Raw genomic sequence first — 15284 nt, forward strand, 5'->3', positions numbered from 1 at the left:
ATCCAGACCGCCGTTAGGCGGTCGGACCGCCGAAGATGTCGATACGGTTGCCCTCAGCAAGGGTCACGATGGCGCGCTTGGTGTTGGCGCGCTTACCGAAACCGGTGCGGGTGCGCTTGCGCTTGCCCTGACGGTTGATCGTGTTCACCGACGTGACCTTGACCGAGAAGACCGCCTCGACGGCCTGCTTGATCTGGGTCTTGTTCGCGGTCGGCGCCACGATGAACGTGTACTTGTTCTCGTCGAGCAGCGCGTAGCTCTTCTCGGAGACAACCGGCTTGACGAGAACGTCGCGCGGGTCGGAGAAGGTCTTGCTGGTGATCTCGGCCATCAGGCCTCGCTCCCCTCGTTGTCATCGGCCTTGGGGCCAGACACGAAGGACTCGAAGGCGGCCTTGGTGAAGACCACGTCGTCGGAGACGATCACGTCGTACGTGTTCAGCTGGCCCGGCTCCAGGATGTGAACCTGGGGCAGGTTGCGGGCGGAGAGCCACGCGGCCTCGTCGGCGCGCTCGACGACCAGGAGCAGGTTCTTGCGCTCCGAGATCTTGCCGAACAGCGTCTTGGCGGCCTTGGTGGAGACCTCGCCCTCGACCACGCCGGTGACGACGTGGATGCGGGAGTGACGCGCCCGGTCCGAGAGGGCACCGCGCAGGGCGGCGGCCTTCATCTTCTTCGGGGTGCGCTGCGAGTAGTCACGCGGCACGGGGCCGTGGACGACGCCACCGCCGGCGAACTGCGGAGCACGGGTCGAACCCTGACGGGCGCGGCCGGTGCCCTTCTGGCGGTACGGCTTCTTGCCGCCACCGCGGACTTCGCCACGGGTCTTGGTCTTGTGCGTGCCCTGGCGGGCAGCGGCCAGCTGGGCGACGACGACCTGGTGGATCAGCGGAACGCTGGTCTTCGCGTCGAAGATCTCCGCGGGGAGCTCGACGGTCCCGGCCTTGTCGCCTGCCGGCGAAAGGATGTCAATGGTGCTCATCGGTTACCTCAGGCCCCCTTGGCCGCGGTACGGACCAGGACGAGGCCGCCGTTCGGACCAGGAACCGCACCCTTGATCAGGAGCAGGCCCTTCTCCGCGTCAACGGCGTGGACGGTCAGGTTCTGGGTGGTGACCCGCTCGTTGCCCATGCGGCCCGCCATGCGGAGGCCCTTGAACACACGGCCCGGGGTGGCGCAGCCACCGATGGAACCGGGCGAGCGGTGCTTGCGCTGGGTACCGTGTCCGGCGCCCAGGCCACGGAAGTTGTGGCGCTTCATGACACCGGCGAAGCCCTTGCCCTTGCTCTTGCCGGTGACGTCGACCTTGACGCCCGCCTCGAAGACCTCAGCGGTGATCTCCTGGCCGAGCGTGTACTCGGAGGCGTCGGCGGTGCGGATCTCCACCAGGTGGCGGCGCGGGGTGACGTCGGCCTTGGCGAAGTGACCCTTGAGGGGCTTGTTCACCTTGCGCGGGTCGATCTCGCCGAAGGCGATCTGGACCGACTCGTAGCCGTCGGTGTCGTTGCTGCGGACCTGGGTGACGACGCAGGGCCCGGCCTTGACGACGGTCACCGGGACGACCCGGTTGTTCTCGTCCCAGACCTGGGTCATGCCGAGCTTCTCGCCCAGGACGCCCTTAATGTTCTTAGCCATCTCGCGCGTCACCTCAGAGCTTGATCTCGATGTCGACGCCGGCCGGCAGGTCGAGACGCATCAGCGAGTCAACCGTCTTCGGCGTGGGGTCGAGGATGTCGATGAGGCGCTTGTGCGTGCGCATCTCGAAGTGCTCGCGCGAGTCCTTGTACTTGTGCGGCGACTTGATGACGCAGTACACGTTCTTCTCAGTGGGCAGCGGCACCGGGCCCGCGACCGACGCACCAGTGCGCGTCACCGTCTCGACGATCTTCTTCGCCGACGAGTCGATGACCTCGTGGTCGTAGGCCTTGAGCCGGATGCGGATCTTCTGTCCCGCCATGGCTACTCAGTAGTCCTGTCTCTCGTAACGCTCTGGAACCTGGTGGGCCGCTTCGCCGTGGCGTCTCCGCCCTGGAACCGCAGCCCCTCCTCCGACCCACGCGGTCGGGCGTGTCGCAACCCCTCCACGCAGATCTCCCGAAGGATTTCCCAACCGAGGGGGTGCGGGCCCGAGGACCGCGCTGTGCTCAATGAAGAGCGTCGGGGGTGGAACACCCACCGGGTGCCTGGTCGGCGCCCCGCTGACGCTTCCCGGAAGATTCCCGTACGTCCGCCCCTGATCAGGGGCGACGAGTACTGTGGGACTCGCTTCCGGTCCTCCCGGCGGGAGGCGCGCAGCATCGGCACTCAACCGAGCAACCCCGACAGTCTGCCATACGGGTCGTGGCCGACGCCAATCGAGCCGAAGAGATTACCCCGAGGGATGTGCCTGTCAAACCGCGGCACACCCCGCCGGTGACGGAACGTCCCGTTCCGTACGTACTGCTCCGCACCCGCGCCCGTCAGGTGCGGAGTCCCGTTCCGTACGTACCGCCCGAGTCCCGTTCCGTACGTACCGCCCCCCCCAACCCGCGCCCGTCAGGTGCGGGTCACGGTGCCGCACTCCTGGGACAGCTGCTCCAGGGGCTTGTCGCGGTCGTAGGGGTCGACCAGGTCGCCGCTGCCCCCGCCGCCCTCCCCCGCCACCAGGTCCGAGCGGAACTCGGGGTGCAGGAAGCCCTCGCCGTCGCGCGAGCAGTCGTCGTTGCCCGCGCTCTCGTACATGCGCACGACGGTCAGCCTGCCGGGCGTCGAACGGACCTTCTCGGGGTCGTACAGGGCCAGCGTCATCTCGCGGCGCACGACGGTGCGGGCCACCTCGGTGGCGCCGCCCGGGTCCGCCTTCACCACCGGGTACACGAACGTGTAGTCGGCGTGCACCAGCACCTGGCCGTCCCGCTCGCCCCGCTCGTAGGTCATCCGGCCCCGCACCTTCACCACGTCCCCGGCGGGGCGGACCTCGGCCGGGTCGAAGCGGCTGAACACCCAGAGCGGATCGCGGTCCGGGGCGGGGTCGGCGAGGGCCTTCTCCAGCAGGACGCGGCCGTCGTCCTGGAGCGGGTCCAGCAGGTCCAGCGCGGCCCGGGGCCGCTCGCCCCTCAGGGTGGCGGGGTCCAGGTTGGCGGCCACGAGCAGCGCCTTGGTGCTCTCCAGGGCGTGCTGGACGTCCTTGCGGCTCATCCCGCCCACGGGCTTCGCCGCGGGCACCCGGATGCCGGCGGCGCCGTCGTCCCAGGCGGCCGCGGGCGAGCCCCGGAAGGGCTCCTTGAGCGTGGGCAGGTCCTCGGCCGGCGTCCCGGGCGCGGCGTGCGTGCGCCCGCCCCCGGTCCCGCCCCCCGGGGTGTCCTGCGCGAACCGGTCGGTGACCAGCCCGGGGCGTACGGCGACGACCACGAGGCCCGCGGCCAGCAGCACCCCGAGCACCCCGCCCAGGCGCCGCCGCCGGCGGGCACGTCCGTCGATCTCCCGCCAGGCAGGTCCGGTGCGCCATCCCTCGGGCCGTGCGGCCCCGGCCACCCGCGCCGCGCGCGCCGCGCGTTCGTCGGCCGACGGCTCCCTGGGGGCGCCTCCGGCGCCGTCCCGTTCCGCCGCGCGGAGGAACCGCGCCCACTCCTCGTCGGGTACGGACGACCCGTCCCCCGGCCGTCCTTCCGGTGTGCTCTTCCCCATGGTCCCCACCCCTGTCATACCGGTCGGCACCATTGGATCACGCCGGGCGGGTGAGCCTGTCGACCAGACGTTCGATCCCGTCGAGAAGGGGTTCCAGGCCGAAGTGGAACAGCGCGTCGAGGTCCAGGTCGTAACCGTCCTCGAAGGCGGTGAGCGTGCGCGTGAGGGCGGGGTGGCGCCCGGAGGTGAGGAGGTCGCGCATGGCGGCTTCCTGGCCCTCCATCCACTCGTCCTCCGTGAGGCCGGTGGTGGCCTGGGCCTGCACCTCGCGTTCCAGGTTGACGGCGAGGCCCTGGACGTAGCTGTAGATCAGCAGGTGGATGTCGAAGCGGGTCCGCGCGTCCGCCCCGCTGCCCTCCAGCGCGGCGAGCATCCCCTCGCCGTGCGCCATGAGGTGCGGCAGCACGAGCGGCCGGCTGATCGGGCCGAGCTGGGCGACCCACGGGTGCCGGCGGCACACCTCCCATAGGGCGCGGGCACCCGCCTCCACGCGTGACCGCCAGTGCCCGGGCGCGGCCTCGGGGGGCGCGACCTCGCCGTACGCGGCGTCGGCCATCAGGGCGACCAGCTCGTCCTTGCTGCCGACGTGGCGGTACGGGGACATGGCCGCGACCCCGAGGCGGGCGGCGACGCCGCGCATGGACAGGGCGGCCAGCCCCTCGGCGTCGGCGATCTCGATGGCGGCGCGGACGATCCGGGCCCGGGTGAGGTCGGGCTCGGCGGTGTGGCGGGGCGCGGGCGGCCCGTGGGGCGCCCGGAGCGGTGCGCTCCCGGGGGTCGCCGGCGGGGCGCCGGGGGTCGCGGGCGGCGCGTCCGGTGTCCTGGGCCCTGCGACGACGGTGCCCACGCGGGGCAGGGCCTCCACCACGCCCTCCAGGCGGAGCGCGGTGAGCGCCTTCGTGGCCGTGGCGAGGGCCACCCCCCACTGGCGGGCGATCTGCCGGGTGGAGGGCACGCGGTCGCCGGGGCGGAGGTCGCCGTCGGTGACGCGCTGCCGGATGTCGGCGGCGATACGGAGGTAGGGGGACCGGTCGGCCATGCGGTACCGCCTCGATTCTTTTTCCGGCCGGGAGAGCCCTGTACTAGGGCAGACCCTAGCAGCGGTCTTGCCGCCGCGTCCGTCTCTGACCTAGTACAGGTGGCGCTTTTGCCTGTTTGCCCAGGGTGCGCGTACGCCGTACATTCAGCGGCGTACAGCGTACCGCCACACTCGGCGGACGCCTTTCGGAGGGAGCTCCCCATGCGGTCCGTCCTCATATCCGGTGCAGGCATCGCCGGATCGGCCCTGGCCTACCTGCTGCGCGCCCGCGGCTTCGCGCCCACCGTCGTCGAGCGCGCCCCGGACCTGCGCGCCGGCGGCCAGGCGATCGACGTCCGCGGCGTCGCCCTGGACGTGCTCGACCGCATCGGCGTCCTCGAACAGGCCCGCGAGGTGCGCACCCGGATACGCGGGATGTCGGTCCTGGACGCGGACGGCGCGGAGATCGACCGGTCGACCACGCACGCGCTGAGCAGCGGACGGCTGGACGGCGACGACATCGAGCTGCTCCGCGACGACCTCGCGCGGCTGCTCTACGACCGGGCGAGCGGGGCCGGAGGCGTGGAGTACGTGTTCGGCGACGGCGTCACCGGGCTGAGCGAGGACGCCGACGGGGTGGTCGCGGCCTTCGCGCACGGGCCGTCGCGCCGCTTCGACCTGGTGGTCGGCGCGGACGGCCTGCACTCGACCGTCCGGCGGCTCGCGTTCGGCCCCGAGGAGGCCTTCGCCCGGCACCTGGGCAGCTACCTGTCGGTGTTCGGCGCGGACAACTTCCTGGGCCTGGACAACTGGCAGGTGTGGCTGCGCGACGGGGACGCGGGCTTCGGCATCATGCCTGTACGGGACAACCGCGAGCTGAGGATCGCGTTCGGGTTCGAGTCGGGCCCGCTGGAGCGCACCGCCGACCTGAAGTCCCTGATCGTCGACCGGCTCGCCGCCCTGCGCTGGGAGGGCGACCGGCTGGCGAAGGCCGCGCTGGAGGCGCCGGACTTCTACTGCGACGCGATGGCGCAGATCCACATGGACACCTGGTGCCGGGGCCGCACGGTCCTGCTCGGGGACGCCGGGTACTGCCCCTCCCCGCTCTCCGGCCAGGGCACGAGCCTCGCACTGGTGGGTGCCTGCGTCCTGGCGGACGAGCTGGCGCGGGCGGACGGCCGCCACGGGCCGGCCTTCGCCGCGTACGAGTCGCGCATGCGGCCCTTCGTCGCCGCGAACCAGGCCCTGGCCACCGAGAACCCCGGCGGCCCGCCGTCGGAGGAGTCCGCCGAGCGCGCGAAGAACGCCATCACGCTGGAGGGGTGACCACGGTAGTCAAACTTGACTAGAGTGGTTCGGGTGAGCGAGAAGACGATCCCGATCCTGCCCTGCCGGACCCTCCAGCCCGTCCTCGACTTCTACACGGCCCTCGGTTTCGAGGTGACCTTCCAGCAGAAGAGCCCCAACCCCTACGCGGTCGTCGAACGCGGCGGCCTCCAGCTCCAGTTCTTCGGCATGAAGCAGTACGAGCCCACGGCGTCGTACAGCACCTGCTACGTCCTCACCGACGACGTAGACGGACTCCACGAGGCCTTCCGGGCCGGACTGAAGGCCGCGTACGGGAAGGTCCCGACCCGGGGGCTGCCCCGCATCGGGGCGGTGTCCGACACGTCCCACGGCATGCGCCAGTTCCTCCTGACCGACCCGGGCGGCAACTGCCTGCGCGTCGGCCGCCCCACGGGCGCCGAGCAGCACCACCGCCCGGCGCCCCGGGAGACCTTCGCCCGTGCGCTCCACTTCGCCGCGCTGTTCGCCGACTCCCGGGACGACCCGGCCGGCGCCGCCAAGGTCCTCGACCGGGCCCTGGACCTCGAGGACGAGCACCCCACCCCGGTCCAGCTGGTGCGCCTGCTCGCCCTCCGCGCCGACGTCGCGAGCCGGCTCGGTGACGACGCCACGGCGGCGTCCGCCCTCGAACGCGCCGAGGCGGTCGGTCTGACCGAGGAGCAGCGGCGGTCGCTCCGCGACGACCTGCGGCGCCTGGCGGACCTGCGGAGGCAGGTGCCGCGATAGGCGGGGGGACACGGGCGAATGGGCGCCTTTCGGCCGTGCACGTCGACCGGATCATGCCTGCCGGAGGGTCACAGCGGCACATATGATCATTTGATCCATTGATCCACGGGGCGCACCCCAGAGATCCACCATCACCCGGAGTGTCCGCCCCATGCGTCGTGCATTGCCCTTCTCCTGTGCCACCGCCTGCCTGGCCCTGACGATCGCCGGATGCGGCGCCGGCGAGGGCTCCGGCCCGGCCGGCGCAAAGACCACGCCGTCCACGCCGTCCGCGCCGTCCGCGACGTCCCAGCACGGAGCCACGGTGAGGGCCGCCGTCGCGGCCACCAGCCGCACCAGTGCCCGTATGACGCAGAAGCACCGGCTCGACGGCAGCGCGTCACAGGGCACCATCGACATCACGGGCAGCGGAGACTTCGATTTCGCGAAGGACCGGGGCAGCATCACCGTCGCCCTCGGCGGGACGGCGACCTTCCAGGAGGTCTTCGCCGACGGCAAGGTCTACATACGGGGCGGCGCCACCGGCGTCGAGGAGCGCGACTGGTACATCTCCGACCGCGACCGGTCCCCCGCCCGCCACCTGCTGCGAGCGCCCGCGAACGACCCCGAGTACACCCTGCGCCAGGCCGGCATGGCCGAGGACTTCGTACGGGCCGGCGAGGAGGAACTGGGCGGCGCACCCGTCGTCCGCTACCGGGGCGCCCTCCCCCACGAAGCCCTCACCCTGCGCATGGAGAAGGAGACCAAGGACAAGCTCGAAGAGATGCGCCAGGGCCTGGGCGGTCGCATACCCGTGGACGTCGACGTGTGGGTGGACGCCCGGGGCCGCGCCGTGCAGACGCGACTCGCCTTCGACGTGGCGGGGGTCAAGTCGGTGAACACCGTGACCTTCACCGAGCTGGGCAAGGCCGTGAAGGTCGACGTCCCGCAAGGGGAGGTCGTCGACGCCCCCGCGCCGCCGGAGGCCGGCTGACCCGCCGGCGACCCGGCGGCCCCGGGGCCCGCGCACGGGTCACCTCCCCAGCATCATCCGATCAGGTGGCGCATACACGACCGGCATATGCCGAACCCGCTCGCTCCCTACCGTCCGAGGCATTGCGGGCGTGCGCCCGGCCGCACAACTGTGGAGGCAACTCATGGCCGTCGACCTGTCGTTCTACAAGTCCCCCATCTCCGAGGAGATCCGGGACGAGGGCCGTGCCGAAGGCCGTGCCGAGGGGCGGGCGGACGCGCTTCTGATCGTCCCGGAGCAGCGCGGCGTCGCCGTCCCCGACGAGGCCCGCGACCGCATCACTCGGTGCGGGGACCCGGAGCAGCTGCGCCGATGGCTCGCCCGGGCCGTCACCGCCGCGTCCGTCGAGGACGTCTTCGTCGAGCCGTAGTGCCTCCTGTGCGCGTCGCCCGCGTGGCCGGCCGCTGAACGGCGTGCGGCGTCAGGGCAACCCGATGACCCGATTCTCCGTCTGACCGACCGCAGGACGCGGGCGGTCGCACACACGGGGGAATCGGGACGTGGACCACATACGGGGGGCAGGGCCGCGCCCTGCCGTGTTTCGGCGGCGGGGCCTCCTGGCCTCCGCCGCGGCCGTGGCACTGGCGGCCGGTACCGGGTGCTCGGTGCCGGCGCCCCGGCGCGGCGGGCCCACCGCGGACCCCGCGCCGGGGATTCCGATCAGCAGCTCCGGGCGCGCGCAGCTGATGCAGATCGCGGCGCACCCGGACGACGACCTGTACTTCATGAACCCGGACAGCCAGCGCATGGTCGACGCCGGGGTGCCGCTCGTCTCCCTGTACGTCACGGCCGGCGAGCACGACGGCCGGAACCACATACCCGGGCGCAAGGACACCCCCGCCGACAAGGCGGCCTACTCCTCCGCCCGCCACCAGGGCCTCCGCCAGGCGTACGCCACCATGCTCGGCCTCGACAAGTTCGCCGCCTGGGAGACGGGTGTCATCACCCTCCGCGGTGATCGCCGCGCCGAGATCAACACCCTCACCAACGGCGGCCGCCGCGTCGAGCTGATCTTCCTCAACCTCTCCATGCACGCCCCGCGCCGCTGGATGGCCCTCCCGAGCCTGTGGAAGGACCGGGCGCTGGGGCTGCGCACCGTGGTGGCCGACGACTCCCCCGTACGCAGAGCCGACACGTACGACTACGACGCCCTCGTCGACGTCCTCGTCGGGCTCATGGAGCGCTACCGCCCGACCGTCATCCACACCCTGGACCCGGACCCCGACATCCAGCACAGCGACGAGCGGACCCGCAGGAAGGACTCGGAGCAGCCGGGGTACTCCGATCACGCCGACCACACCGCCGTCGCGTCCTTCTCCTGGGCCGCCATGGTCCGCTGGGTGGCCGACGCGACGAAGGACGGCGGCGCGGTGCCCGCCTTCGTGGCGACGTCGTTCCGGGGGTACTACAACCGGCACTGGCCCAAGAACCTCCCGGGGCCGGTGCTCAAGGAGAAGGCCGCGCACCTCGTGCCGTACGGCGGCGACCCGTCATGGAGCTGCGGCAACAGCGGGGGGTGCGGCGACTACAACGTCGGCGGCACCCGGCCGCTCACCAACAAGAAGGGGTGGGTACGGGCCACCCACCACCGCTATCCGGGCGCCGGCCCGGTCGTGGCCACCGAGCCCGACGGGCGGCTGGCCGTCTTCGGTGTGCTGGGCCTGCGCGCCGTCCGCTGGCGCGAGACGGAGCCCGGCAGCGGACAGTGGGGCGAGCCGGACGACCTGGGCGGCGGACCGCTGGCACCGGGGCTCGGCGGGGTGACCCTGCCGGACGGCCGGCAGCTGCTGTTCGGGCTCCGGTTCGCGGCGCTCGGCGGGCACGGCGGGCCGAACAAGCGGGAGGTCGTGCTGCTGGAGCAGCGGGAGGCGGGCGGGCCGTTCCGCGCCTGGACCGGGCTGGGCAATCCGGAGCGCGGCGACGACCGGGGGCGCCGGCTGGGCGTCCCGGTGGCGGTGGCCGACCGCGAGGGCCGCGTCCACCTCTTCGTACGCAACGCGGACAAGGGCGTCAGCGGCCGGGTCCGGCAGGCCGGCGGCGCGTGGGGGCCCTGGCGGGACCTGGGCGGGGCCGAGGTGCAGGACGGGCTGTCCGCGGCGGTGGACGGCACCGGCCGGGTGCATCTGTTCGCGGCGGGCCGCGAGGGCGTCCACCACTGGGCGCAGGACGCGCCCGGCGCCCCGGTCGCCTTCCGCGCCGGTACGTCCCTGCCCGTCGCCGGCGGCCCGCCGGCGGTCAGCGCCGCGCCCGACGGCGGCCTGGTGCTCCACTACCGCGCGCCCACCCGCAAGGAGCTGACGGCGGTACGCCCCGACGGCACCCCCCTGCCCGGGGCCGCCCTCGACGGGTACGGCCCCGTCACCGCGGCGGCCACCCCCCGGGGCCCCGTGCTCCTCGGCAGGGACCTGCGGGGCCGGATCCAGGTCCGCACCGCGGAGGGCCGCCTGGCGACCCGTACGCAAGGCGCCGTCGCGCTGGGGTCGGCCACGCTCCACAGGAGCGGGACGCTCGGGGTCATCGCCGTCGGCGTGGGCGCGGACGCCCGGCCGTGGACCTGGACCCCGGAGCCCCGCACCCGGAGCTGAGCGCGCGCCCCCGCTGCCGCGACGCGAAGGGCCCCGCACCGTGACGGTGCGGGGCCCTTCTTGCAGCTCGGTGACGAGCCACCAGGTCGGATCAGGAATTACTTCGTGATCTTGGTGACCTGGCCGGCGCCGACGGTCCGGCCACCCTCACGGATGGCGAACTTGAGGCCCTCCTCCATGGCGACCGGCTGGATCAGCTGGACGGACATGGTGGTGTTGTCGCCCGGCATGACCATCTCGGTGCCCTCGGGGAGGGTCACGACGCCGGTCACGTCCGTGGTACGGAAGTAGAACTGCGGGCGGTAGTTGTTGAAGAACGGCGTGTGACGGCCGCCCTCGTCCTTGGACAGGATGTACGCCTGCGCCTCGAACTCGGTGTGCGGGGTGACCGAACCCGGCTTGATGATGCACTGGCCGCGCTCGACGTCCTCGCGCTTGATGCCACGGAGGAGCAGACCGACGTTCTCACCGGCCTGGCCCTCGTCGAGCAGCTTGCGGAACATCTCGATGCCGGTGACCGTGGTGGTGGTCTTCTCGGTCTTGATGCCGATGATGTCGACGGTCTCGTTGACCTTGAGGACACCACGCTCGATACGGCCGGTGACGACCGTACCGCGACCGGTGATCGTGAAGACGTCCTCGATCGGCATCAGGAACGGCTTGTCGACGTCGCGCTCGGGCTGCGGGATCGACTCGTCGACGGCGGCCATCAGGTTCAGGACCGACTGGCCCCACTCCTTGTCGCCCTCGAGCGCCTTGAGCGCCGAGACCTTGACGACCGGAACGTCGTCGCCCGGGAACTCGTACTCGGTGAGCAGCTCACGAACCTCGAGCTCGACGAGCTCCAGGATCTCCTCGTCGTCCACCATGTCGGCCTTGTTCAGGGCGACGACGATGTACGGAACGCCGACCTGGCGGGCCAGGAGCACGTGCTCCTTGGTCTGCGGCATCGGGCCGTCGGTGGCGGCGACCACGAGGATGGCGCCGTCCATCTGGGCAGCACCGGTGATCATGTTCTTGATGTAGTCCGCGTGACCGGGGCAGTCGACGTGGGCGTAGTGACGCGACTCGGTCTGGTACTCGACGTGCGCGATGGAGATGGTGATACCGCGCTGGCGCTCCTCAGGAGCCTTGTCGATCTGGTCGAACGCCGAGGCCTCGTTCAGGTCCGGGAACGCGTCGTGCAGCACCTTGGTAATGGCGGCCGTGAGGGTCGTCTTACCGTGGTCGATGTGACCGATGGTGCCGATGTTGACGTGCGGCTTAGTCCGCTCGAACTTCGCCTTCGCCACTGGGGTCCTCCTGAGAGTGGTTCTGGTACGCCTTACTCATCGGCGCCAGGTGATCTTTGCTGGGTGGCCACCCGCCGGGGCACCTGCCTCGGGTTGCGGGGCCGAAGCCCCGGCGGATGGTGTCAAGCCTAAAGCGTGAAACCGGGAGAGTTACTCGCCCTTGGCCTTCGCGATGATCTCCTCGGCGACGTTCCGCGGAACCTCGGCGTAGGAGTCGAACTGCATCGAGTAGCTTGCGCGACCCGAGGTCTTGCTGCGGAGGTCGCCGACGTAGCCGAACATCTCCGAGAGCGGCACCAGGCCCTTGACGACCCGGGCACCGGCCCTCTCCTCCATGGCCTGGATCTGGCCACGGCGGGAGTTGATGTCACCGATGACATCGCCCATGTAGTCCTCGGGCGTGGTGACCTCGACGGCCATCATCGGCTCAAGGAGCACGGGGGACGCCTTGCGCGCGGCCTCCTTGAAGGCCTGCGAACCGGCGATCTTGAAGGCGAGCTCGGAGGAGTCGACCTCATGGTAGGCACCGTCGAGAAGCGTGACGCGAACGCCCGTCATCTCGTAGCCCGCGAGGATGCCGAACTGCATGGCCTCCTGGCAGCCGGCGTCCACCGAAGGGATGTATTCCTTCGGGATACGGCCACCGGTGACCTTGTTGACGAACTCGTACGAGGCGTCGCCGCCCTCGATCGGCTCGACCGCGATCTGCACCTTGGCGAACTGACCGGTACCACCGGTCTGCTTCTTGTGGGTGTAGTCCACGCGCTCGACGGCCTTGCGGATCGTCTCACGGTACGCGACCTGAGGCTTACCGACGTTGGCCTCGACCTTGAACTCGCGCTTCATGCGGTCGACGAGCACCTCGAGGTGAAGCTCGCCCATACCGCCGATGACGGTCTGGCCGGTCTCCTCGTTGGTGTGCACCTGGAAGGAGGGGTCCTCCTCCGCGAGACGCTGGATGGCGACACCCAGCTTCTCCTGGTCACCCTTGGACTTGGGCTCGATGGCGACCTCGATGACCGGCGCCGGGAAGTCCATGGACTCCAGGATCACCGGGTTCTTCTCGTCGCACAGCGTCTCACCGGTCGTGGTCTGCTTCAGACCCATGACGGCGATGATGTCGCCGGCGCCCACCGACTCGATCTCCTCACGCTTGTTCGCGTGCATGCGGTAGATCTTGCCGATGCGCTCCTTCTTGCCCTTGACCGAGTTCAGCACCGAGGTGCCGGACTCCAGGCGACCGGAGTAGATCCGGACGAAGGTGAGCTTGCCGAGGTGCGGGTCGCTCATGATCTTGAACGCCAGCGCCGACAGCGGCTCGTCGTCGGACGGCTTGCGCTTGACGACCGTCTCCGCGTCCTTGACGTCGTGGCCCTCGATGGCCTCGATGTCGACGGGCGACGGGAGGTAGCGCACGACCGCGTCGAGCAGGGGCTGGACGCCCTTGTTCTTGAACGCGGTGCCGCAGAACACCGGGGTCACCGTGGTGCCGGTGCCCTTGCCGGAGGCGATGGTGATACGACGGATCGCGGCGTACAGCTGCTCCTCGGACGGCTCCTGGCCCTCCAGGTACAGCTCCATGATCTCTTCGTCGTTCTCGGCCACGGCCTCGAGCAGCTTGCCGCGGTACTCCTCGGCAGCCTCGGTGTGCGTGTCCGGGATGTCGACGATGTCGTACATCTCGCCCTTGGCCGCCTCGGCGGACCAGACCAGGGCCTTCATCCGAACGAGGTCGATGACGCCCTTGAAGTCGGCCTCGGCACCGATCGGGAGCTGCATGACGATCGGCTGCGCGCCCAGGCGGTCGCTGATCATGTCGACGCAGCGGTGGAACTCGGCGCCGGTGCGGTCGAGCTTGTTGACGAAGCAGATACGCGGAACGCCGTAGCGGTCCGCCTGACGCCACACGGTCTCGGACTGCGGCTCAACGCCGGCGACGCCGTCGAACACCGTCACGGCACCGTCGAGCACGCGGAGCGAACGCTCCACCTCGACGGTGAAGTCGACGTGGCCCGGGGTGTCGATGATGTTGATGGTGTGGTCAACGTCTTCCAGCGGCCAGTGGCAGGTCGTCGCGGCAGACGTGATCGTGATGCCGCGCTCCTGCTCCTGCTCCATCCAGTCCATCGTGGCAGCGCCGTCGTGGACTTCACCGATCTTGTAGGAGACACCGGTGTAGAACAGGATCCGCTCGGTGGTGGTCGTCTTGCCCGCGTCGATGTGGGCCATGATCCCGATGTTGCGGACCTTGGCCAGGTCAAGCGAAGTGGTAGCCATAAGGCTTCAGTCTTCTCTCGGTCTCGATGTGGGTGCGACTACCAGCGGTAGTGCGCGAAGGCCTTGTTGGACTCGGCCATCTTGTGCGTGTCCTCACGCTTCTTGACCGAAGCACCGAGGCCGTTGGAGGCGTCGAGGAGCTCGTTCATGAGGCGCTCGGTCATGGTCTTCTCGCGACGGGCGCGGGAGTAACCCACGAGCCAGCGGAGCGCGAGCGTGGAGGCGCGACCGGGCTTGACCTCGATCGGCACCTGGTAGGTGGCGCCACCGACACGGCGGGACTTGACCTCGAGGGACGGCTTGACGTTCTCGAGAGCGCGCTTCAGCGTGATGACCGGGTCGTTGCCGGTCTTCTCGCGGAGGCCTTCCATGGCGCCGTACACGATCCGCTCGGCGGTGGAGCGCTTGCCGTTCAGCAGGATCTTGTTGATGAGCGAGGTCACCAGAGGAGAGCCGTAGACCGGGTCGATGATGACCGGGCGCTTCGGGGCGGGGCCCTTACGAGGCATTCTTACTTCTCCTTCTTGGCGCCGTAGCGGCTGCGGGCCTGCTTGCGGTTCTTGACACCCTGGGTGTCGAGCGAGCCGCGGATGATCTTGTAGCGAACACCCGGCAGGTCCTTCACACGGCCACCACGCACGAGCACGATGGAGTGCTCCTGCAGGTTGTGTCCCTCACCCGGGATGTAAGCGGTGACCTCGATCCCGCTGGTCAGACGCACACGCGCGACCTTACGCAGGGCCGAGTTCGGCTTCTTCGGGGTGGTCGTGAACACACGCGTGCAGACGCCGCGGCGCTGAGGGGAACCCTCGAGTGCGGGCGTCTTGTTCTTCTCGACCTTGTCCTGCCGGCCCTTCCGGACCAGCTGCTGGATCGTAGGCACTACTTCTCCGGTTTCTGTGTGCCGTGTAGTAAAGCTAACCTGGAACGTCGCCGACCCACGCGGTCGGGTGTGTCGAATACCGCGAACGCCCACTGCCACGTGGAAACGAGCGCGGATTGCGGTGGCCGATGCTCGACTCGCCATGCGGTTGAGGACACGCACACGAGCCCAGGCACACCCCAGGCACAAGGTCTGAGCGTACCTACCGCATGGACTTCGGTCAAAACAAATGCGGACGGCAGCGACACGCCGGGCGCGCCCGAGCAGGCGCCGGGAGCCCCGTGGACGGTCGGACACGGGGATACCGCCTGATCAGCCGGATGCCTCCGTGATCTTTCCCCGCTCGGTGGCGGCGCCCGGGCCGGCGCCCCCGCGGCACGTACCGGCCCGGCCCCGCTCCGGGGCCGCCCCGCCGTCAGGACCGGCCAGGACGCCGCCAGGACCGGCCAGGAGAACGCCGGAGGGGGCCCGGGGTGGGC

The 15284-nt window shown here is 70.5% G+C and carries 15 protein-coding genes; 5 read left to right on the forward strand and 10 right to left on the reverse strand.

What is annotated here, in order from left to right; translation table 11 throughout:
• Nucleotides 1-13: 13 nt before the first annotated feature.
• From rplW to A4V12_RS15675, 6 genes are all read right to left on the reverse strand, one after another.
• Nucleotides 14-331 carry a 50S ribosomal protein L23 gene (rplW, locus tag A4V12_RS15650; protein WP_064069950.1) on the reverse strand — a complete coding sequence of 106 codons (318 nt, stop codon included), beginning with the start codon at nucleotides 329-331 and terminating at the stop codon, nucleotides 14-16.
• The gene (gene rplD, locus A4V12_RS15655; protein WP_064069951.1) at nucleotides 331-981 is read right to left on the reverse strand and encodes a 50S ribosomal protein L4; all 651 of its coding nucleotides are present in this window, start codon (nucleotides 979-981) and stop codon (nucleotides 331-333) included. The genes rplW and rplD overlap by 1 nt, the downstream gene beginning before the upstream one ends.
• An 8-nt stretch (nucleotides 982-989) precedes the next feature.
• Complete coding sequence (gene rplC / locus A4V12_RS15660; protein ID WP_064070111.1) at nucleotides 990-1634, reverse strand: 50S ribosomal protein L3; 645 nt, start codon at nucleotides 1632-1634, stop codon at nucleotides 990-992.
• A gap of 13 nt (nucleotides 1635-1647) precedes the next feature.
• A complete protein-coding gene (rpsJ, locus tag A4V12_RS15665) occupies nucleotides 1648-1956 on the reverse strand; it encodes a 30S ribosomal protein S10 (protein WP_003948644.1) in 309 nt (102 codons plus the stop codon).
• A gap of 578 nt (nucleotides 1957-2534) precedes the next feature.
• Nucleotides 2535-3665 carry a hypothetical protein gene (locus A4V12_RS15670; protein WP_199831298.1) on the reverse strand — a complete coding sequence of 377 codons (1131 nt, stop codon included), beginning with the start codon at nucleotides 3663-3665 and terminating at the stop codon, nucleotides 2535-2537.
• Nucleotides 3666-3702: 37 nt separating this feature from the next.
• Nucleotides 3703-4704 (reverse strand): TetR/AcrR family transcriptional regulator C-terminal domain-containing protein, encoded by a 1002-nt coding sequence (locus tag A4V12_RS15675; RefSeq protein WP_064069953.1) that lies wholly within the window; start codon nucleotides 4702-4704, stop codon nucleotides 3703-3705.
• A 201-nt stretch (nucleotides 4705-4905) separates the two neighbouring features.
• On the opposite strand from A4V12_RS15675, the gene A4V12_RS15680 reads away from it, so the two are divergent.
• From A4V12_RS15680 to A4V12_RS15700, 5 genes are all read left to right on the forward strand, one after another.
• Nucleotides 4906-6009, forward strand: a complete 1104-nt coding sequence (locus A4V12_RS15680) for an FAD-dependent monooxygenase (protein ID WP_064069954.1) — start codon at nucleotides 4906-4908, stop codon at nucleotides 6007-6009.
• Nucleotides 6010-6042: 33 nt separating this feature from the next.
• The gene (locus A4V12_RS15685; RefSeq protein ID WP_064069955.1) at nucleotides 6043-6756 is read left to right on the forward strand and encodes a bleomycin resistance protein; all 714 of its coding nucleotides are present in this window, start codon (nucleotides 6043-6045) and stop codon (nucleotides 6754-6756) included.
• 151 nt (nucleotides 6757-6907) lie between these two features.
• Complete coding sequence (locus tag A4V12_RS15690; RefSeq protein ID WP_064069956.1) at nucleotides 6908-7729, forward strand: hypothetical protein; 822 nt, start codon at nucleotides 6908-6910, stop codon at nucleotides 7727-7729.
• A gap of 163 nt (nucleotides 7730-7892) precedes the next feature.
• Nucleotides 7893-8138, forward strand: coding sequence for a hypothetical protein (locus A4V12_RS15695; protein ID WP_064069957.1), 246 nt, complete (start codon nucleotides 7893-7895; stop codon nucleotides 8136-8138).
• A gap of 316 nt (nucleotides 8139-8454) precedes the next feature.
• Nucleotides 8455-10353: a PIG-L family deacetylase gene (locus A4V12_RS15700; RefSeq protein ID WP_234372193.1), complete on the forward strand. Its 1899-nt coding sequence runs from the start codon at nucleotides 8455-8457 to the stop codon at nucleotides 10351-10353.
• Nucleotides 10354-10451: 98 nt separating this feature from the next.
• On the opposite strand, the gene tuf is transcribed toward A4V12_RS15700, so the two are convergent.
• The 4 genes from tuf to rpsL form a co-directional block, all read right to left on the reverse strand.
• Nucleotides 10452-11645, reverse strand: a complete 1194-nt coding sequence (gene tuf / locus A4V12_RS15705) for an elongation factor Tu (RefSeq protein ID WP_064069958.1) — start codon at nucleotides 11643-11645, stop codon at nucleotides 10452-10454.
• Nucleotides 11646-11795: 150 nt separating this feature from the next.
• Nucleotides 11796-13922: an elongation factor G gene (gene fusA, locus A4V12_RS15710; protein WP_064069959.1), complete on the reverse strand. Its 2127-nt coding sequence runs from the start codon at nucleotides 13920-13922 to the stop codon at nucleotides 11796-11798.
• 38 nt (nucleotides 13923-13960) lie between these two features.
• Nucleotides 13961-14431: a 30S ribosomal protein S7 gene (rpsG, locus tag A4V12_RS15715; RefSeq protein ID WP_031076642.1), complete on the reverse strand. Its 471-nt coding sequence runs from the start codon at nucleotides 14429-14431 to the stop codon at nucleotides 13961-13963.
• A gap of 2 nt (nucleotides 14432-14433) precedes the next feature.
• Nucleotides 14434-14805 carry a 30S ribosomal protein S12 gene (rpsL, locus tag A4V12_RS15720; protein WP_003948652.1) on the reverse strand — a complete coding sequence of 124 codons (372 nt, stop codon included), beginning with the start codon at nucleotides 14803-14805 and terminating at the stop codon, nucleotides 14434-14436.
• Nucleotides 14806-15284: the final 479 nt, after the last annotated feature.

Source organism: Streptomyces noursei, assembly GCF_001646665.1.
Taxonomy (GTDB): domain Bacteria; phylum Actinomycetota; class Actinomycetes; order Streptomycetales; family Streptomycetaceae; genus Streptomyces; species Streptomyces lavendulocolor.